13 protein-coding genes and 1 riboswitch are annotated in these 19359 nt (G+C 72.3%); of the genes, 3 read left to right on the top strand and 10 right to left on the bottom strand.

The window, feature by feature from the left end; translation table 11 throughout:
• Positions 1–132: 132 nt before the first annotated feature.
• Positions 133–285, bottom strand: a riboswitch (cobalamin riboswitch).
• Between the two features lie 174 nt (positions 286–459).
• Positions 460–993 carry a MarR family winged helix-turn-helix transcriptional regulator gene (locus ACFYMP_RS08545; protein WP_388852635.1) on the bottom strand — a complete coding sequence of 178 codons (534 nt, stop codon included), beginning with the start codon at positions 991–993 and terminating at the stop codon, positions 460–462.
• A gap of 138 nt (positions 994–1131) precedes the next feature.
• On the opposite strand from ACFYMP_RS08545, the gene ACFYMP_RS08550 reads away from it, so the two are divergent.
• From ACFYMP_RS08550 to ACFYMP_RS08560, 3 genes are all read left to right on the top strand, one after another.
• Positions 1132–2328 (top strand): FAD-dependent monooxygenase, encoded by a 1197-nt coding sequence (locus tag ACFYMP_RS08550; RefSeq protein ID WP_388852638.1) that lies wholly within the window; start codon positions 1132–1134, stop codon positions 2326–2328.
• 1030 nt (positions 2329–3358) lie between these two features.
• Positions 3359–6181: a PQQ-dependent sugar dehydrogenase gene (locus ACFYMP_RS08555; protein ID WP_388852641.1), complete on the top strand. Its 2823-nt coding sequence runs from the start codon at positions 3359–3361 to the stop codon at positions 6179–6181.
• Positions 6178–7959 (top strand): ThuA domain-containing protein, encoded by a 1782-nt coding sequence (locus tag ACFYMP_RS08560; RefSeq protein ID WP_388852644.1) that lies wholly within the window; start codon positions 6178–6180, stop codon positions 7957–7959. Before ACFYMP_RS08555 ends, ACFYMP_RS08560 begins: the two co-directional genes overlap by 4 nt.
• Positions 7960–8285: 326 nt before the next feature.
• Here the strand turns inward: ACFYMP_RS08560 and ACFYMP_RS08565 are convergent, their stop codons facing one another.
• The 9 genes from ACFYMP_RS08565 to ACFYMP_RS08605 form a co-directional block, all read right to left on the bottom strand.
• Entirely contained in the window at positions 8286–9689 is a 1404-nt protein-coding gene (locus ACFYMP_RS08565; RefSeq protein ID WP_388852647.1) for an aldehyde dehydrogenase family protein, read from the bottom strand.
• Positions 9689–10765 (bottom strand): AMP-binding protein, encoded by a 1077-nt coding sequence (locus tag ACFYMP_RS08570; RefSeq protein WP_388852650.1) that lies wholly within the window; start codon positions 10763–10765, stop codon positions 9689–9691. The genes ACFYMP_RS08565 and ACFYMP_RS08570 overlap by 1 nt, the downstream gene beginning before the upstream one ends.
• A gap of 36 nt (positions 10766–10801) precedes the next feature.
• Complete coding sequence (locus ACFYMP_RS08575; protein ID WP_388852653.1) at positions 10802–11992, bottom strand: 3-deoxy-7-phosphoheptulonate synthase; 1191 nt, start codon at positions 11990–11992, stop codon at positions 10802–10804.
• Between the two features lie 5 nt (positions 11993–11997).
• Positions 11998–12699, bottom strand: a complete 702-nt coding sequence (locus ACFYMP_RS08580; protein ID WP_388852656.1) for a hypothetical protein — start codon at positions 12697–12699, stop codon at positions 11998–12000.
• The gene (locus tag ACFYMP_RS08585; protein WP_388852659.1) at positions 12696–14024 is read right to left on the bottom strand and encodes an LLM class flavin-dependent oxidoreductase; all 1329 of its coding nucleotides are present in this window, start codon (positions 14022–14024) and stop codon (positions 12696–12698) included. Before ACFYMP_RS08585 ends, ACFYMP_RS08580 begins: the two co-directional genes overlap by 4 nt.
• Before the next feature lie 101 nt (positions 14025–14125).
• Positions 14126–15736: an ABC transporter substrate-binding protein gene (locus ACFYMP_RS08590; protein ID WP_388852662.1), complete on the bottom strand. Its 1611-nt coding sequence runs from the start codon at positions 15734–15736 to the stop codon at positions 14126–14128.
• Complete coding sequence (locus tag ACFYMP_RS08595; protein WP_388852665.1) at positions 15733–17403, bottom strand: dipeptide ABC transporter ATP-binding protein; 1671 nt, start codon at positions 17401–17403, stop codon at positions 15733–15735. The genes ACFYMP_RS08590 and ACFYMP_RS08595 overlap by 4 nt, the downstream gene beginning before the upstream one ends.
• Complete coding sequence (locus ACFYMP_RS08600; RefSeq protein WP_388852668.1) at positions 17400–18239, bottom strand: ABC transporter permease; 840 nt, start codon at positions 18237–18239, stop codon at positions 17400–17402. The genes ACFYMP_RS08595 and ACFYMP_RS08600 overlap by 4 nt, the downstream gene beginning before the upstream one ends.
• Positions 18236–19261, bottom strand: a complete 1026-nt coding sequence (locus ACFYMP_RS08605; protein ID WP_388852671.1) for an ABC transporter permease — start codon at positions 19259–19261, stop codon at positions 18236–18238. Before ACFYMP_RS08605 ends, ACFYMP_RS08600 begins: the two co-directional genes overlap by 4 nt.
• Positions 19262–19359: the final 98 nt, after the last annotated feature.

Raw genomic sequence — 19359 nt, forward strand, 5'->3', positions numbered from 1 at the left:
CGAAGGGGTGACGAACCGGGCGGTGTGCCTCACGTGCCGGGCACGCGCGACTCTCCGCCGGGTATGTACGCCGACCCGCCCACGAGGTCACCGGGATGTCCGCGCACGAGCCGGTCGTACGCGGGCAGTGGCAGGTCTTCGGACTCGCGGGCCCGTCCTCTCGGGGGAGGACACCTACTGGCCGTCGCTTCCCAGGTCCCGTACGCCGGGGCCCAGTGCGTATGACGGCGGTCGTTCCCGCTCACCGCTGCGGGGCAGTCCCGGATTCCCACCGGGTTCCCTCTTGCGACGCCTCCCGCCTGGCGGACGGGGCGAACCAGCTGCGCCGACCAGCCTACGGTGCGCCACGGCCGCGCGGAGCGCCACGTCCAGCATGCGGATGGTGCGGGTGGCGCACGTCGGCGTGGCGAACGCCGCCGGCAGGACACGCCCGGGGGAGGGCGCCGCCCGCGGGCACGGTCAGGAGGCGGCCGGCGGCGTCCGGTCGTCGGCCGCCGCCAGACGGGCGGTGAAGTCGTCCGCGAAGCGGGTCAGGAGGCGGCCGAAGGTCCTGCGGTCCTCCTCCTCCCAGTCGGCGACCGCCTCGGCGAACCAGCCGAACAGGGTGCTGACGTACCGGGCGGCTCCCGCGGCGCCGGAGTCGGTCGGCTCGATGAGGCTGGCCCGCCGGTCCAGCGGGTCGCCGACGCGCCGGACCAGATGCCTGCGCTCCAGCTCCTTCACCTGCCGGGTGATGTGCGGACCGGCCATCTCCATGCGCTGCGCGATCTCTCCCACGCGCAGGGGACGGTCGGCCATGTGCAGAGTGAGAAGGACCGACAGGGCCGGCCGGTCCAGCCTCAGGTCCACGGACTCCATCGCGCGCTCGGTGAGCCGGCCCCGGCTGAGGGCGTTGCTCAGCCGCATCAAACGGGGCATCACCTCCCGGCCCAGGGCCTCGTCCGCCGGCACGGTAGGGGCGTCGCCCTCGGGGAGGGGTGGTGGAGTGCTCATCCTCGCCTCACTTGCCTACCTAAAGTAGGTATCTATATGGTGGTGGAAGCGGCACGCCCGGGGGGGCGTCTCCGCCCAAAAAGGATACCTAAAGTACGCATCATTGAGCGTACCGAGCACGGCTGGGAGAGCGACCCCATGAATCACCACGCCCGAAGGACCGTCCTCATCTCCGGTGCCAGCATCGCCGGACCGGCTCTGGCTTACTGGCTCGACCACTACGGCTTCGAGGTCACCGTCGTGGAGAAAGCGCCGTACCTGCGGGCCGGCGGGTACCCCATCGACATTCGCGGGACGGCGATGGAGGTCGTCACCCGCATGGGCCTGCGTCCGCGGCTGGAACGGGCCCACGTGGACAGCAGGCGGATCTCCTTCCTCGATCAGGAGGGGGCGCTCCTCGCCGCCGTACGCCCGGAGGTGGTGACCGGCGGTGTAGAGGGGCGTGACCTGGAGGTGCGCCGCGGGGATCTCGCCGACCAGCTGTACGCACTCGTGCGCGACCGCGTCGAGTTCGTCTTCGGCGACTCCATCGACACCCTCACCGAGGGCCCCGGCCACGTCGAGGTGAGCTTCCGCGGCGGCGAGCGGCGCACCTTCGACCTCGTCGTCGGCGCCGACGGACTGCACTCGAACACCCGCGGTCTGGTCTTCGGGCCCGAGGAGCGGTTCCACCACTACCTCGGCCACTGCTTCGCCGGCTTCACCCTGCCCAACCACCTCGGACTCTCGCACGAGGGCCTCGCCTGGAACGCCCCCGGCAGGGCCGCCGTCCTCTACGCCACCGATCCGCAGGCCCCCGTGTACGGCTTCCTCAACTTCGCGCGGGACGAGGCGCCCTACAGCGCCTTCCGCGCTCCCGAGGCGCAACGCGACCTCGTGGCGGCGCAGTTCGAGGGGGACGGATGGGAGGTCCCCCGTCTGGTGGCCGCCATGCGCGCGGCTGACGACCTCTTCTTCGACGTCGTGAGCCAGATCCACCTGCCGTCCTGGCACCGGGGCCGAGTGGCCCTGGTCGGCGACGCCGCCTACGCCCCGTCCTTCATGTCCGGCCAGGGGTCGAGCCTCTCGCTGGTCGGCGCCTACGTCCTCGCCGGTGAACTGGCCACCCACACCGACCACGGCGCGGCCTTCACCGCCTACGAGCGGGTCATGCGCGAGTTCGTGACCAGGAACCAGGCGCTCGCCACTTCGGGAGGCGCGACCCTGGTGCCCCGCACCGCGCCGGAACTGGCCCGCCGCAACGAGGCGTTGCGGTCCGCACCCGGCCTCCTCCCCGCCGCGGGAGGTGAGGAGGCCCACACCGCTCTGACGCTGCCTGAGTACCCGGCTCGTTGAGCGCGCGCCCCTCTGCCCTCCCGGGGGGTGAGGGATGGCACCCGGTCTCGCGTGCAACCGGACCGCCGCCCACCGTCGCAGAACACGAAGGGCAGCCACCGGCGGTCGGCGCGGGAGTCCTGGGCGGGGCGCCGGTGCCCCGTCCCGTACCTCGCAGCCGCGCAGGTGTGGGGCCCCGAAGCCCCCGTAGCGCGGGACGCGACGGTGAGCGCGCGCACGGTGGCGATCCGTCTGACCCCGCGGACCGGTACCGTCATCGCGCCCGAGACGCCCCCTCGGACCGGTCGCGTCCTTCTGGTCCTTCGTCGTGGCCCCGGGGGAGTTCGGGTCGAGGCACAGGCCCCTGCTCGTCCTCGGCCCGCTCCTCGTCCTCGTCCTGTGCGTGGTGCCCTCCGGTCACCGGGGCGATGCCGGCTCCCCCCGGACGTACCGTCGCTCGTTGCCCGAACGTGTCCGCGCACGAAGTGGGGCGAGAGCTCCCGTGAGCGATGACAAGAAGGTGTACACGCCCTCCCGGCCACGGGAGCCGGGCGGCCGGTGCCGGATTCTGGGCGGGTTCGCCACCGGCGGCCGAACGCTGGAGGCGGGCTTCCGGATCGCGCCGCCGTTCCGGGCACTGTCGGCCGCCTCGTCCCGCGGTACAAGGGCCGACGGCCGTCTGCGCGTCTCGACGCGTCACCAGGGCGGGCCGCTGTCCACCGAGGACGCCCCCACCCGGAGCGTCGACCGGGTCGGGAAGCTCGCCCCGGCGAGGTGGTCGGTGCCGAGATCGACCAGCTCGCCCCCGGTGGGGCCCGTCCTCCGCGTTCGAGGCCGGGGGCCGGAGCCAGCCACTTTGTCCCCTCACGGATAAAAGTTCCGGACTGATGCGTCAAAAAGGTTCCTGGGCGAGGGAAATGCCATTACCTTCCTGACCTGTACCGGACAACAAGGACGCGTGCGCCTCCCTCCCTCGGCGCCCGCGTCCCCGGCGCGACGGCGCGCGCCTGTGCGAGACCACTCAGTCCCGTTGACTCCACGGAGGACGCGCGTGCACAGGAGACTCACCCGACCCCTAGCGGCGCTCGCCGGCACCCTGCTCGCCACCGCGGGCGTGTTCACCGTCCAGCAGACCCCAGCCGAAGCGGCCCCCGCGGCGCCGGAGTTCCAGCAGGTCACCCTCGCCAAGGGAGTGGCCGAGACGGGCGAGCCGATGACGCTGGCCGTGCTGCCCGACCGATCCGTCCTGCACACCTCGCGGGACGGCACCCTGCGCCTGACCGACGCGGCCGGCACCACCGGAGTCGCCGGCAAGCTGGACGTCTACTCGCACGACGAGGAGGGCTTGCAAGGTGTCGGTGTCGACCCCGCCTTCACCACCAACCGCTTCGTGTACCTCTACTACGCACCGAAACTCTCCACCCCCTCCGGAGACGCCCCCGCGGACGGCTCGGCCGCCGACTTCGCCCCCTTCGACGGTGTCAACCGGCTCTCCCGTTTCGTCCTGAGGACGGACGGCACCCTGGACACCGCCAGTGAGAAGAAGGTCCTCGACGTCCCCGCGAGCCGGGGGCTGTGCTGCCACGTCGGCGGCGACATCGACTTCGACGCGCAGGGCAACCTGTACCTCTCCACCGGGGACGACAGCAATCCCTTCGCCTCCGACGGCTACAGCCCCCTCGACGAGCGGCCCACCCGCAACCCCGCGTACGACGCCCAGCGTTCGGCGGGGAACACCAACGACCTGCGCGGCAAGGTGCTCCGGATCAAGGTCAACGCCGACGGAAGCTACTCGGTGCCGGCGGGCAACCTCTTCGCCCCGGGCACCGCGAGGACGCGGCCCGAGATCTACGCCATGGGCTTCCGCAACCCCTTCAGGATGACCGTCGACAAGCCCACCGGCACGGTCTACCTGGGTGACTACGGCCCCGACGCGGGCACCGCGAGCGCCACCCGGGGGCCCGCCGGACAGGTCGAGTTCAACCGGATCACCAAGGCCGGCAACTACGGCTGGCCCTACTGCACCGGCAAGAACGACGCCTACGTCGACTACGACTTCGCCACCTCCACGTCCGGCGCCGCCTTCTCCTGTGCGGCGCCCAGGAACACCTCGCCGCACAACACCGGCCTGACCGAGCTGCCCGCGGCCCAGCCCGCCTGGATCCCGTACGACGGCGGCTCCGTCCCGGAGTTCGGCAGTGGCTCGGAGTCCCCCATGGGCGGTCCGGTCTACCACTACGACGCGGCCTCGACCTCCGAGGTCAAGTTCCCCGAGAGCTACGACGGGGACTTCTTCGCCGGTGAGTTCGGCCGTAAGTGGATCAAGCGCATCGAGCAGGCCGGCGACGGGACCGTACAGTCCGTCAACGCCTTCCCCTGGCAGGGCACCCAGGTCATGGACATGGCCTTCGGTCCCGACGGCGCGCTGTACGTGCTCGACTACGGCACCGGCTACTTCAACGGGGACGAGAACAGCGCCCTCTACCGGATCGAGAACGTCACCGGCGGCCGCTCCCCGCTCGCCCAGGCCTCGGCCGACCGCACCTCGGGCAAGTCCCCGCTCACCGTGCGGTTCTCCTCGGCGGGCACCTCCGACCCCGACGGCGATCCGCTGACCTACGCCTGGAAGTTCGGTGACGGCGGTACGTCGACGTCGGCCGGCCCCACGCACACCTACACCGCCAACGGTCAGTACACCGCCGAGCTGACCGTCTCCGACGGCACCGGCCGGACGGCGACCGCCTCCGTCACGGTGACCGTGGGCAACACCGCGCCCACCGTGAAACTGGAACTGCCCGCCGACGGCCGGATCATCGACCCGGGCGCCGCGGTGCCGTTCAAGGTGACCGTCACCGACCCGGAGGACGGCGCCGTCGACTGCTCGAAGGTCAAGGTCACCTTCATCATCGGCCACGACAGCCACGGCCACCCGCAGACCTCGGCGACCGGGTGCTCCGGCACCGTGCAGACCATCGCCGACGGCGAGCACGATCCCAACGCCAACATCTTCGGCGTCTGGGACGCCGAGTACACCGACAAGGGGGCGAGCGGACAGCCCGCTTTGACCACGCACGACGAGCACATCAGCCAGCCCAGCCACCGCCAGGCCGAGCACTACGGCGGCTCCGCCGGAGTGTCGGTCGTCAGCCACGCCGCGGCCCAGGGCGGCAAGACCGTGGGCAACATCGAGAACGGCGACTGGATCTCCTTCAAGCCCTACGCCCTCGACGACGCCACCAAGCTCACCGCGCGCGTCGCCTCCGCCGGTGCCGGCGGCACGCTTGAGGTCCGCGCCGGCTCACCCACCGGGACCCTGCTCGGCTCCGTGGCGGTCCCCGTCACGGGAAGCTGGGAGACCTTCAGGGACGTCTCCACCGACCTGACCAACCGCCCGGCCGGTACCACCACGCTCCACCTCGTCTTCAAGGGCGGCAGCGGAGCCCTCTTCGACGTGGACGAGTTCACCGTCACCACCTCGGGTGCCTCCGGTCCTCGGGAGGGGGCGATCACCGGTATCGGTGGTAAGTGTGTCGATGTGGCGGGTGGTGCGGTGGTGGACGGGACGCAGATTCAGTTGTTCACGTGCAATCAGAGTGCGGCGCAGAGGTGGTCTGCCGGTTCGGACGGCTCTTTGCGGGCGTTGGGCAAGTGCATGGATGTCAGTGGGGGTGGGACGGCGGACGGTACGAAGGTGCAGCTGTACGGGTGCAACGGTTCCGGGGCGCAGAGGTGGACGGCGGTGGCTGACGGGACGTTGCGTAATCCGCAGTCGGGCAAGTGCCTTGACGCGGAGGGTGTGTCCTCCGCCGACCGCACGCGGCTGCATCTGTGGACCTGCGGCACCGGAGCCAACCAGAAATGGGACCTGCCATGAGCCGACGACCGACGCGACCTCTCGGACGCCTCGCCCGCTGGGCCGCTTGCGGCCTGCTCGGCGTCGCCGCCCTGCCCGCCGCCGCGGCGACCGCCGCCACCGGGCCCGGCACGCTCGAACCCTCCGCCTCCGCCCCGGCGAAGGCGGCCGCCGCCGACCCCGCGTACGACGTGCTGGTCTTCTCCAGGACCGCCGGTTTCCGCCACTCCTCCATCGACGAGGGCGTCACCGCTCTACGTGAGCTGGGCGCGGCGAACAACTTCACGGTCACCGCGACCGAGGACGCCGGCACCTTCACCGCGTCCAACCTCGCCCGATACGAGGCCGTCGTCTTCCTCTCCACCACCGGCGACGTCCTCAACGCCACCCAGCAGACCGCCTTCGAGGGGTACATGGCGGCCGGTGGCGGCTACGTCGGCGTCCACGCGGCGGCCGACACCGAGTACGACTGGAGCTGGTACGCCGGTCTGGCCGGCGCCCTGTTCCAGTCCCACCCGGCCGTCCAGCCCGCCAGGGTCACGGTGGAGGATCGCGCCCACGACGCCACCGCCCACCTCGGCCCCAGCTGGCAGCGGACCGACGAGTGGTACAACTACCGTACCAATCCGCGCACTTCGGCCCACGTGCTGGCCTCGCTCGACGAGTCCAGCTACAGCGGTGGCAGTATGAGCGGCGACCACCCCATCGCCTGGTGCAAGGACTACGCCGGCGGGCGCGCCTTCTACACCGGCGGCGGCCACACCGAGGACTCCTACAGCGATCCGGCCTTCCGCCGGCATCTGCTCGGCGGCATCCGCTGGGCGGCCGAGCTGACCGAGGCCGACTGCCGTCCGGAAACCGGCTACACCACGCTGTACGGGACCTCGGGCACCACCGGCTGGAAGCAGGCCGGTCCGGGCTCGTTCACCGAGTCCGACGCCACCCTGACCTCCCGCGGCGGACTCGGCCTGCTCTGGTACCAGGCCAGGGAGTACGCGTCGTACTCGCTGAAACTCGACTGGCGGCAGGACGGAGACGACAACTCCGGTGTATTCGTGGGCTTCCCGGCCTCCGACGACCCCTGGTCGGCCGTCAACAACGGGTACGAGATCCAGATCGACGCCACCGACACCGCCGACCGCACCACCGGTTCCGTCTACGGTTTCCAGTCCGCCGATCTCGCCGCCCGTGACGCGGCCCTGAACTCCCCGGGGGAGTGGAACACCTACGAGATCCGGGTGGAGGGCGAACGCCTCCAGGTCTTCCTCAACGGGCGCCGGATCAACGACTTCACCAACACCGACCCCGTCCGCAGTCTCCGGCAGGGCCATATCGGCCTGCAAAACCACGGGGACGGCGACGAGGTCTCCTTCCGGAACGTCCGGATCAAGGAACTCGGCGGTGCGACCGGTCCTCGGGAGGGGGCGATCACCGGTATCGGTGGTAAGTGTGTCGATGTGGCGGGTGGTGCGGTGGTGGACGGGACGCAGATTCAGTTGTTCACGTGCAATCAGAGTGCGGCGCAGAGGTGGTCTGCCGGTTCGGACGGCTCTTTGCGGGCGTTGGGCAAGTGCATGGATGTCAGTGGGGGTGGGACGGCGGACGGTACGAAGGTGCAGCTGTACGGGTGCAACGGTTCCGGGGCGCAGAGGTGGACGGCGGTGGCTGACGGGACGTTGCGTAATCCGCAGTCGGGCAAGTGCCTTGACGCGGAGGGTGTGTCCTCCGCCGACCGCACGCGGCTGCATCTGTGGACCTGCGGCACCGGAGCCAACCAGAAATGGGTCTTCGCCGGCTGAGTGACCCGCTCGACACCGTCATCGGCGTGGAGGGCGCCGGTGGCGGGACCGGCCGCTCGAACGGGCCGGTGGTGGCGGCAGGGCGCGACGCCGAAGCGCCTTGCCGCCCCTCTCACGCACCCGCCCGGTACCGGAGCAGCCGGACGCCCCGGACGCCCCGGACGAGAAGGGCGCGCAGGTCCTGGCGGGAGCGGTCCGCGGACGCGGGCGCACGGCCCCACAGTCCTCCGCCGCGACCGGCCCCGGCGGGCCGGCCCCGGCGGAGGTTCCCGGACCCGCGTCACGGACACGCCGCCGGGCGCCGGTACCGGCCCGGGGGCGAGGGGTCACAGGGCCACGGCGACCGCCTTGTTCCGCATCAGGAAGTCCCCGATGTAGTCCTCGTGCGGGAGGGTGCCCCGGCTGTACACGGTCGGCGCGTCGAGGTGGACGTTGCCGATGCTCGGCTCACGCAGCAGCGCGCCGACGAGGTCCGCGTCCTGTGTGAGCGCGTTGACGACGAGCGAACCGCGCAGTGGGCTCAGTCCGTCGGCCTTCGTCCAGGGCGAGACCCACACGCACGGGAACGGCAGCTCCGTCGCGTGCAGCCGGTCCTCGGGGTCCGCGACGGCGAAGACGGCGGGGCCCAGGACGACGCCCCCCTCCGGATGGGCTGTCGCGACCTCGTCGAGCGGGATCACCGCGTGGGCGTGGACGGCCCCGCTCTCCAGGTACCCGATCAGCGCGGTGGCCGTCTCCCGGGACACGCGCGGGCCGAGGTGGGCGGCCGTCGTCTGCCGGCCGGCCGCGCGGGCGCGCAGCACCCCGGCCAGCTCCCGCGCGAAGTCCTCGTGGTCGCCCTCGACCAGCACCGAGGTCGTGTTCACGCAGGCCGAGCCGGACAGGGCGGTGACCGAGTCCGCGAGGGAGCCGAGGACCGCGGACGAGAGCCGCTCGCGGGTCACGAGCGTCTTGGAGCGCCCCGGCCCGCCGACCTTGATCCCCGGTGCGGAGCCGTACCGGGCCGCGAGGTCGTCACCGCCCCAGGCCAGCCCGAGGTCGGCCCGGCGCAAAAGGTTCGGTACCCCCTCGTGTGCCGTCGGCAGGTACACGGCGCTCGTGTCGGGGAACCCGGCCGCGCGGAGCGCCTGCACGACCCGGTACGCGGTGAAGGGCTCCCGGCGGGAGGGCCGCACCGCGACCCGGTACCCGAGGGCGAGGGCCTGGAGCCAGCCGTTCTGGATCGTGGGCGCGTTGCCCGAGAGCACGGCGGCCAGCGTCTCGCCCCGCCGCGTCCACACGCCGCTCGCGGCTCCCTCGGCGACCTCCTCCCACGAGCGGAGCGAGCCGTTCGGCCGGGCCGCGTCGGCGCGTTCCGGCGCCCGCGCGATCGCCACGGCGACGGCCCGGCTCAGCTCCTCGGTGAGCGGCGCGTTGTGCCCCGACACCTGGCGGACGTAACGGCAGTGCTCCTCGAAGGAGAGGCCGCCCAGGACGTCCTCCACAAAACGCCGCGACGCCTCCTCCAGACGCTCGGCGCGCTCGTCGGCGGGCAGCGGGGCGGCGCGCTTCAGGGCGAGGAGGCTCTGCGAGACCAGCAGGTCGGGGCCGAGGCTGAGGGAGGCCAGGGGACGGCCGTCGACGGCGCGGACGGTCTCTGTGGCACGAGTGCCGCGCGTTCCGCGGTGCGTGAGGAGCGGCAGCGTGAGCAGCTCCGGCGCCTGGTCGTCGCCAACCGGTTGCCGGCCCATCAGTACACCCCCTGGATGACGGGTTCCCCGTCGAACGCGGCGAGGGGCCGGGGCGAGCCGAGGGAGTCGCCCGCGGCCCCGGCGGGGGCGGGCTCGCGGACCGCCGAGTCCCGCTCCAGGTTGTTGGGGATGAACATCCCGCTGCTGATGTGGGTCATCCGCACCTGACCCCGTTCGCCGAACGGGACGGGAGCGTGGGTGTCGGGGTCGACGACGGCGAAGACCACGAACGGCGAGTAGCCGTCGTGCACGGGCGCCGAGGCCCCGGTCCCGGCCCGAGGCCGCGTCGTGGTCAGCACCATGGTGCTGCCGTAGATGTTCTGGATCACGGTGCCGGGCAGGGCGTCCGCGATGAGGTCATGCGTGTCCTCGTCGAGGTGCGCGCCCGCGAAGGCCACGTACTTCAGCGTCGACCGCAGCCGGTCCGTCAGCTCCTCGTTCAGGAGGAGTTCGCAGAACACGGGCGGGGTCGTGGTGATCGCCGCGATGTTCTGCGTCCGGACGACGTGCCCGATCTGGTCGATCAGGTGGGCGACGTAGGGGGCGGGGCTCTCGCCCGAGGCGATGAGCTTCTTCACCCAGCGCGGGTCGAGGTCCACGGTGTGCAGGAGCGAGCCCAGGGCCTTCGCCTGGAGCCGGGTGGTGTGCCCGAAGGCGTGCGGGCCGGAGGGCATCGCCACCAGCCACGGCTCTCCGGCGGGGAAACCCGCCTCCCGCAGTTCCGCCGTCTTCCACGCGAGCGCGCGCCGGACCCAGCGGTCGGTGTAGACGAGGCGCTTGGGCGAGCCCGTCGTCCCTCCGGTCTCGAAGACCGAGGGGACCGGCTCATGGGCGAGCCCTCGGGGAACGAGGTCCGCGACCGGCCGGTCACGCAGGTGCGCGGAGATGTCCGGGAACCTGCCGAGGTCCTCGAAGGAACGTATGTCGTGGACGGGGTCGAAACCGAGCCGCCCGGCGAGGTCCAGCCACAGAGGGGAGCCGGTGTCCTCGTGGAAGTGCCAGCGCAGGGCCGCTCGCAGGTACTCCTCGGGGTCGATCGCCGCGGCCTCTTCGAGTTCGAGCAGGGAACGGGTCATGGGTGTTCTTCTCCTAGGCGAATGGGTGGGCGAGGGTCACACGAACCAGTGGCTCAGGACCCGGGCCGTCTGCTCGGCGTTCAGCCGGGGGTCCAGGAGAGTCCGGTAGCGGGCCGGGTCGCGTGGTTCGTCGAAGTCCTGGGTGCACTCGTGCACGTCCTCGGGCGTCGCCTCCAGGTGGAGGCCCGCGGGACGCCGCCCCGCGTCGATGACGACCTCCTGGAAGCGGGTCAGCTCCGCGATGACGTGCTCGACGTGGCGGGTCTTGAACCCGTACGTCCCGGTCACCGTGTTGCCGTGCATCGGGTCGCTGATCCAGTGCACGTGCTCAACCCGCCGGTGCACGGCGCGCACGACCGGGCCCAGACGATCGGTGTGCGTGTGGCCCATCCGCGCGATGAACGTGAGCTTGCCCGGTTCGTCACGGGGGTTCAGCGTGGCGGCGAGTTCCGCCGCGTCCTCGGGCGAGGTGTCCGGCCCGATCTTCACGCTCACGGGGTTGTCCAGGGTGGCCGCGACGGCGATGTGCGCCCCGTCCAGCTGCCGGGTGCGCGCGCCGATCCAGGGCCAGTGGGTGGTCGCGAGGTGATGTCCGCGGTCGCCCTGCCGCAGGAAGCGCAGCTCGTAGTCCAGCAACAGCATCTCGTGGCTCGTCCAGACCGGGTCGAGGTGCGCCGTCGCCCGGTGGTGGTCCGCGATCGCCGCGTAGGAGGTCTGCGCGGCGGCGTGCGCCCGGACGATACGGGCCGGTGAGGGCCGGCGTGCCTGGGCGCTGGGATGCGGGGAGTTGACGATGGGGCCGCGGAAGCTGGGCAGCCTCACCCCGCCCACGACCTCGTGGTCCTGCGAACGCGGTTTCGCGTACTGCCCGGCGAGCCGCCCGACACCGACGACATGCCGGCCGGTGCGGGTGCGCAGGTGCGAACGGAAGTGCGTCAGGAAGGCGATCATGTCGCGGGTGCGGGCGTTCACATCGGTGTCGATGTCCTCGACGCAGTCGCCGAGTTGCAGGATCAGCCCGCCGCCGCCGTCCAGGTGGGCGAGTTCGTCGTGCAGCTCCCGCACCGACTCGCGGCTGACGAGATCCTGGTGCGGCAGCGCGCCGAGGGTCGCGTGCAGCGCCTCCGGGTCGGGCCACTCGGGCTGCTGACGGGCGGGCAGGTCGCGGAATCGCTCCAGGGCCTGGTCCGCGAGTAAGGGCAGATCGGGTACGGACTGTCCGGTCATGTCGGTCATCCTTCGGAGACGGGGTGGTGGCCTTGGACCTGACGGGAGGGTTCGCGTGAGGTCGTCCAGACGCAGCCGTTGCCGCTGGGCGCCTCGGTGAGTTCGTGCGCGGCGCTGAGGCCCTTGTTGGTGATCATTCCGGTCGTCGCGGGCACGCAGTACTCGCAGGGGGAATCGAGGGTGATGGTGACGCCGCGCGCGCGTGCCAGCTCGCGGTAGTCCCAGATCGAGCAGTGCTTGATCCGCAGGACCGCGCGGTCGCTGCCGTGCTCGACCCACTGGGTGTCGGAGTCGTAGAGAGCGGCCTGGGCGTCGAGCCGTTCGAGCGGAACGACGGCGTCGTGCTTGGGCCCGGGGTCGACGGCCGCGTAGATCGTACTGTTCGACACGGCCCAGGCCGCGAGATCCTGGTGGCCGAAGTGGGCCACCACGAACTCCTCCATCAGCGCCTGGCCCCGGAAGAAGGCCGCCTTCCACTCCGTTTCCCCCTCGCCCTGCGGGAGTGACTCGAAGATGGCGTGCTTGACCCTCAAAAGGTCCTGCATGTGCACGCCCGCCCGAGCCTCGACGACGAACCGGGTCAGTCCCGCCTCCGCCTCGAAGAGCCGCCGCTTCCACAGGGCGGTACGGCGGGCGGGGTCGGCGGGCGGCGCGGCCGCCTCGGTGGTGGACGCGCCCGGGGCCCGGGTGTACTCGCGTTCGGTCATGTGCGGATGCCTCTCGTGGTGGGGGGTGTTCTGTCGCCGAGGAAGCGCGGGACGACGCGTTCGCACAGTGCGTCGAAGTCGTTTCCGAGGATCGTCTGGAATCCGTCGACCCCGCCCTCGTCGTACCAACGGCGTAACTCGTCCCCGATCTGTTCGGGGGTGCCCACGAACCGCGCGTGCTCGCTCAGCGCGGCCACCCGCGCCGTGAACTCCCGTACGGTGAGGCCGGGTTCGCGAGCGAGGTCCCACAGCGGCAGGTAGCGCGAGCCGAGCTTTGCGAAGACCTCGTCCGGGTCCTGCGGGAGCACGTCGCGGGGGAGCGGATCGGCCGGGCCCACTTGGTCCAGGCGCAGCCCAGAGAAGCGTCCGCGCAGCTCTTTCAGGGCCTGCTGCCCGTCCGCGGCGCGGGCGGCCTCCCGCCGCGCGCGCAGCAGCCCTTCGGCCTCCTCGGGCGTACGGGCGATGTCGAGGTAACAGCCCGGCAGCAGGGCCACGTCGTCCGCGCCGCGCCCGGCCTCGCCCGCCTCCCGGCGCAGGATGCGGCGCAGCTCCTTCGCCGCCCCGAGGGTGGGCGTCCCGGCGAAGACACCGTCGGCGGTACGGGCCGCCAGGCGCAGCCCCTCCAGCGAGGAGGTGGCCTGGAGGGTGAAGGGGAACGCGGCCGAGTAGGGCGCCATGTCGAGGGGGCCCGACTGCTCGTAGAACTCGCCGTGGTGGTCGAGGTCCGTGATCAGGTCCTCGCGTACGAAGCGGTCCGTCGCCGGGTCCGGGAGGTTCGCAGAGGGCGGCCAGCTCGCCCACAGCCTCCTCGCGACGTCGAGGAACTCCTCGGTCTGGACGTGGCGCCGCTCGGGCCCGACCGCGCGCCGCACGCCGATCGCCGTACCGGGCCGGAAGGAGGACACGACGTTGACCCAGGCCCGGCCGCCGGAGATCCGGTCCAGGCTCGCGAGGGAGCGCGCGAACGAGGAGGGGTGGGTGTGCAGCGTCGACACGGTCGGCATGACCGCGATCCGCTCGGTGGCCCCCGCGATGACGGCGGCGGCCTGGAAGGGCTCGAACACCGTGAGCGGGGGTCCGGCCCGCAGCCCCGCCCGGTTCACTCCGGAGAAGTCGGCCTGGAAGAAGGCGTCGAAGCCGGCGGCCTCGGCCTTCCGCGCCTCGCGGACGAAGGTGTCGAGCAGGAACGGCGAGTCGGCGCGGCCCGCTTCGGTCCGCCAGTCCCGGCTCGACGGCAGGTACTGCGCGTTGAGCAGCACGGTCGGGGTGCCTGCGGCCCGCCCGGAGCCGGTCCGGCCGGCGGCGGTGGGTGGCGAGGTGGTCATCGTTTCCTCTCAGTGGTGAGCCGGTCCGCGCGCTCACGAAGGCGTGCGGGGGCGCGGCGTGTCCCTCCCGGGGGCGTGCCCGCCACGGACCGGCGGGGGACTCAGCTCTTCGTCACGCTCTGGAAGACCGGCTCCCACGAGTTGAACGGAAAGGTCAGCCCCCGCAGCGACGTGCGGACGAGCGCCACCTGCGCGGAGTCGAACACCGGGATTCCGTAGCCCTCGCGGAGAATCTCCCCGGTGGCCTTCTGCACGAGCGCGCGCCGCTTCCGCGGGTCCACGGTCGCGGCCTGCCGCGCGAGGAGCCCGTCCACCTCGGGCCGGGCCGCCTGACCGTGCCAGGTGGTGAACCGCGTGGAGTAGAACGCCGCGATCCCGTCGGCGTCGCCCCGGCTCGCGCCCTGGTAGACCGCGAGCTGCCAGTCGCCGGACTTGCGCAGGTCCGCCTGTTTCGCGTCGGACACCCGGTGGAGTGTGAGGGAGATGCCCACGTCGGCGAGGTTGTCCTTCACGAACTCCCAGCCGGAGGCGTCCGACCCGATGTCGGCGCCCGCGAAGGTCAGGGTGAGGCGCAGCGGCCGGCCGTCCTTGGCGCGGATGCCGCCCTTGCTCTTCACCCAGCCGGCGGCGTCCAGGAGCGAGCGGCTGCGTTCTGGCTGGTAGGCGAGCAGCTCGCTGTGGTCCAGGTAGTCGGGGTGACCGCCGGAGACGACATCGGTCGCCGGTTCGACGCCCTTGCCGTAGAAGGTGTCGACCAGCTTGGCGCGGTCGATCCCGTGCTGGAGCGCCTGACGTACGGCGGGGTCGGCGAGGACGGGATCGGAGGTGTTGACGACGAAGGTGTTCACCACGCTGCGGTCGGGCGCCAGGACGGACTTGACCGCGTCCTGGTTCTTGGCCTGCGCGAGCCCGGTCTCGGTCATCGAGTAGGCGAGGTCGTACTCGCCCGCGACGACGCCCGCGGCGCGGAGGTTCTCCTCCGGGACGATCTGCACCGTCAGCCGTTTGACCGCCGGAGCGCCCTGGTGGGGGAAGGAGGCGGGCGCCCAGTCGTAGTGCTCACGTCTCGTGAACTCGACCCGTTCGTCCTGGACCGCCTTGTCCAGGACGAAGGGGCCCGAACCGATCGTGCCCTCGGCGCAGCGGCGGCTCGGCGACTTCGCGAGGGACGCGGGAGCGACGATCCCGAACTGGCCCTCGACATTGGCCTGGAGGAACCCCGCGTTGGGCTCCTTGAACTCGACGCGCACCTTTCGGGCGCCGACGGTCCTCGCGCCCCGGTAGCCCCGCAGATAGGCCCCGGGAGTGGGGGAGACGCCCTGCTCGGACATCTTCCACAGCGTCTCGAAGTTGTCCGCGACGACCTGGGCGGTCAGCTTCTCGCCGTTGCTGAACGTCACCCCCTTCCGGATCGTGAACTCGTAGGCGCGACCGCCCTCCAGGCTCTTCCAGGAGTCGGCCAGGTACGGTTCCAGCTCGCCCGTCCTGGGGTTCTCGCTCAGCAGGGTGTCCAGCACCTGCCTGCCGAAGAGCGCGTACGGGTTGGACTGCGCGTAGTCGAGGCAGGTCGGGTACCAGCCGTAGGCGACACGCAGGTGCGTCGCGTCGCCCCCGGTGCCGGAGGAGGTGTCGGCGGCGGCCGTGCAGCCGGTCAGGAGGAGCGCGGCGGCCGCGGGGCCGGCGAGCAGGCGCGTCAGAGGACCGCGGGTCATCGTGAGGTCTTCCTGTCGTGGGTGGAGACGGGGGAGGAGAGGGGGAGTTCGGGTACCGCGTCCAGCAGCGCACGTGTCCAAGGGCTCGTGGGCGAGGAGAAGACGGAGGCCGTGGGCCCCCGTTCCTCGACCCGGCCGCGGTGCAGGACGAGGACGTCGTCGGCGACGGCGCGCACCACCCCGAGATCGTGCGACACCAGCAGGTAGGCCACACCGCTGCGCTCCTGGATCTCGCCGAGGAGCCGCAGCAGCGCGAAACGCACCGCCTGGTCGAGCGCGGAGACCGGCTCGTCGAGGACGACGACGTCCGGGGCCAGCGCGAGCGCCCGTGCGATCGCCACCCGCTGCAACTGCCCACCGGAGAGCTGGTGGGGGCGGCGTTCGGCGTACGCCGCGGGAAGCTCGACCTGTTCGAGCAGCTCACGGGCGCGCGCGGCCCGCGCACGGGCGCCACCGATCCGGTGCGCCTCCAGCGGCTCCGCGACGACACGGCCGATGGACAGCGAGGGGTTCAGGCTGCGCGCGGGGTTCTGGTACACGAGTTGCACCCGGCGGGCGAAGTCCGTACGCGCCCCGCGGCCCGGACGCACCCGCGCCCCCTCCAGGAACACCTCGCCCCGGTCCGCGCGCTCCAGCCCGGTCAGCAGCCGCAGCAGGGTGGACTTCCCCGCGCCTGACTCCCCGACGACCGCGAGCGTACGGCCCCGCCGCAGGCGCAGACTCACGTCCTGGACGGCGTCCACGCGTTCACGGCCGCGCCCACCGGCGAAGGACCGGCTCAGGCCGCGCGCTTCGAGCACCACGCGCGGGGCTTCCCCCACAGGCGAGGCGGGGCGGGCGGGCAGCCCGCTCGGCAGGGAGGTCAGCAGTTGCCGCGTGTAGGGGTCCCGCGGCGAGCCGAGTACCTCGGGCGTCGGGCCGGACTCGACGACGCGCCCGGCGCGCATCACGACGAGGTGGTCCGCGCGCCGGCCCGCCACCGCGATGTCGTGCGTGACCAGCAGGAGGGAGAGCCCGCGCGCGGCGCGCACCTCGTCGAAGAGATCCAGTACGCGCCGCTGGACGGTGGTGTCCAGGTTGGAGGTCGGTTCGTCGGCCAGCAGCAGACGCGGCCCGGCGACCAGAGCGAGGGCGATGAGGATGCGTTGCCGCTGCCCGCCCGACAGTTCGTGCGGGTACTGCCGCACCCGCAGCGCGGGCCGGTCGACCCCCACGGACTCCAGCGCGAGGAGCGTACGGGCCCGGCTCTCCTCCCGGTCGGTGAGGCCGAGGAAGTGCCGGTGCAGCTCCGCGAACTGGGCGCCGATCCGCATCAGCGGGTCCAGCGAGCGCACCGGGTCCTGGGGCACCAGCCCGACCGAGCGGCCCCGCAGCTCGCGGGGGTCGCCGACCGGGCGCAGCTCGCCGTCCTCGCCCCGGAACTCCAGTCGTCCGAAGCCGGTTCGGGCCGTGCGGGGGGTGAGGCCGAGCAGCGCGTGCAGGGTCGTCGACTTGCCCGAGCCGGACTCACCGACGATCGCCACGGACCCGCCCTCGGGGACGGTGCACGACAGGCCGTCGACCGCGAGCGTCCCGTCCTCGCCGCGACGCCCCGGGTAGGCGACCGTGAGCCCTTCGACGCGCAGCAGCACGCCCCGGCCGGTCGTGGTCTCGGTTGTGGCGGTCATACGAGGCCCACCTCCGAGGCCCCCAGCGCGCGCCCCACCCGGTGCAGGGCGAGGACGACGCACGCGAGCACGGCGCCGGGAAGCGTGGTCAGCCACCACGCGGTGGCGAAGTAGTCCCGCCCGCCCGCGATGAGGTTGCCCCACTCCGGGGCCGGGGGCTGGGTGCCGTACCCCAGGAAACTGAGGGCGGAGACCGACAGCACCATCGTCGCCAGCTCCAGGGCGCCCAGCGCGACGATCGGACCGCGCGCGTGGGGCAGGACGTGCCGCAGCAGGACGCGGAAACGGGACAGACCGAAGCCGCTCGCCGCCTCCACGAAGGTCTGGGCGCTGACCCGCAGCACCTCGGCGCGGGTGACGCGCGCCAGCGAGGGGACCGAGGCGATGCCCACGGCGACGGCGAGGTTGACCGGACCGGTACCCAGCCCCGAGACGATCAGCAGCGAGATCAGCAGGGACGGAAGGGCCAGCAGTACGTCGACGACGCCCATCAGCAGGCGATCGGCGAGGCCCCCGAAGTAGCCGGCCGTCAGGCCGACGAGGACGCTGAGCCCGAACGCGAAGGCCAGCGCGAGCAGAGCCGTCGCCAGACTCGCCTGGGTGCCCTGGACGACCCGGCTGAAGAGGTCCCGGCCGAGTTCGTCCGTACCGAAGAGGTGCCCGGCCGAGGGCGGGCGCAGCCGCTCGGCGACGTTCTGGGCGAACGCGTCCTGCGGCGCGGCCGTCCGGGGCAGCAGCGCGGCGACCGCCACGAGAGCCAGCACGAGGAGCGCGACCCACGGGAGGGCGGACCGCGGCCGCCGGGCGCGCGTGGTGGGAAGGGCTGTCGCGGTCATGAGAGGGCTCCACTGCCTCGGTGTCGCGTCCTCGGGTCGAGGACCGGGTAGAGCAGGTCGACGGCGAGGTTCACGGCGGCGAACACCACGGCCGCGAGCACCGCGATCGCCAGGATCACCGGCGCGTCCTGGGTCTGTACGGACGAGGCGAGCAGCCGCCCCAGTCCCGCGCGGGCGAACACCGTCTCGGTGATGACGGTGCCGACCAGCACGCCCCCGACGGTCAGCCCGGTCAGGGTCACGAAGGGCAGCAGAGCGTTGCGCGCCACGTGGGCGAGGTACACCCGTCGCCAGGGAAGACCGCGTGCGCGCAGCAGCTCGACGAAGCTCGCCCGCTGGACGTCGTCGAGGCCGCGGACCAGGACCGCCGTCAGCGAGGCCGACACCGGAAGGGCGAGTGCGATCGAGGGCAGCACCAGTCCGGACAGGCCGCTCGCCCCCGCCGAAGGCACCCACCGCAGGGTGAAGGAGAACAACTGCACCAGCAGCAGCCCGAGCCAGAACGCCGGGACCGCGGCCACCAGCGCGGGCACGTTGACCAGGACCCGGTGCAGGAGACCGTCCCGTCGCCACGAGGTCACCAGCGCGAGCCCGAGAGAGAAGGGCACCGCGACGAGCAGCGCGCCGGCGGCCAGCCCCAGCGTGTTGGGGGCCACGGCGGCGAGGATCTGTGGCACCGGCCTCCCCGACTGGAAGGAGGTGCCGAGATCACCGCGGACCAGATGCCCCAGCGTGTCGGCGTAGCGCACCAGCAGGGGCTGGTCGAGCCCGTACTGCGCGCGCAGCGCCTCGATCTGCTCCGGCGTGCCGCCGCCCGCGCCCCCGGACCGCCGCTCCAGCATGAGGGCGACCGGATCGCTGGGCAGGGCGTACAGGAGGAAGAACGACAGGGTGTACACCGAGAGGACCACGACCACGAAATAGCCGCAGCGGCGCAGGACGTACGCCGTGGTGGACCGGCTCGCGGCCGCACCACCCGGGGTGGTGACCTGTGGCACGACCTCGTGCGGGGTCTCCGTCATGCCGGGACACCTCTTCCGTGCCGGGGGGCGGGGCGCACGGCCCGGCGCGCACCCGGGTGGCCCGGGGCACGACCCCGGTGCGTCCGTCGAGGGGTGGA

This window comes from Streptomyces sp. NPDC007088, from assembly GCF_042869355.1.
Taxonomy (GTDB): domain Bacteria; phylum Actinomycetota; class Actinomycetes; order Streptomycetales; family Streptomycetaceae; genus Streptomyces.

Coding starts and splice junctions, on each gene's coding strand:
- ACFYMP_RS08580 (WP_388852656.1), bottom strand. CDS start 12,699: ATGACCGAACGCGAGTACACCCGGGCCCCGGGCGCGTCCACCACCGAG.
- ACFYMP_RS08605 (WP_388852671.1), bottom strand. CDS start 19,261: ATGACGGAGACCCCGCACGAGGTCGTGCCACAGGTCACCACCCCGGGT.
- ACFYMP_RS08545 (WP_388852635.1), bottom strand. CDS start 993: ATGAGCACTCCACCACCCCTCCCCGAGGGCGACGCCCCTACCGTGCCG.
- ACFYMP_RS08560 (WP_388852644.1), top strand. CDS start 6,178: ATGAGCCGACGACCGACGCGACCTCTCGGACGCCTCGCCCGCTGGGCC.
- ACFYMP_RS08600 (WP_388852668.1), bottom strand. CDS start 18,239: ATGACCGCGACAGCCCTTCCCACCACGCGCGCCCGGCGGCCGCGGTCC.
- ACFYMP_RS08585 (WP_388852659.1), bottom strand. CDS start 14,024: ATGACCACCTCGCCACCCACCGCCGCCGGCCGGACCGGCTCCGGGCGG.
- ACFYMP_RS08595 (WP_388852665.1), bottom strand. CDS start 17,403: ATGACCGCCACAACCGAGACCACGACCGGCCGGGGCGTGCTGCTGCGC.
- ACFYMP_RS08565 (WP_388852647.1), bottom strand. CDS start 9,689: ATGGGCCGGCAACCGGTTGGCGACGACCAGGCGCCGGAGCTGCTCACG.
- ACFYMP_RS08575 (WP_388852653.1), bottom strand. CDS start 11,992: ATGACCGGACAGTCCGTACCCGATCTGCCCTTACTCGCGGACCAGGCC.
- ACFYMP_RS08550 (WP_388852638.1), top strand. CDS start 1,132: ATGAATCACCACGCCCGAAGGACCGTCCTCATCTCCGGTGCCAGCATC.
- ACFYMP_RS08570 (WP_388852650.1), bottom strand. CDS start 10,765: ATGACCCGTTCCCTGCTCGAACTCGAAGAGGCCGCGGCGATCGACCCC.
- ACFYMP_RS08590 (WP_388852662.1), bottom strand. CDS start 15,736: ATGACCCGCGGTCCTCTGACGCGCCTGCTCGCCGGCCCCGCGGCCGCC.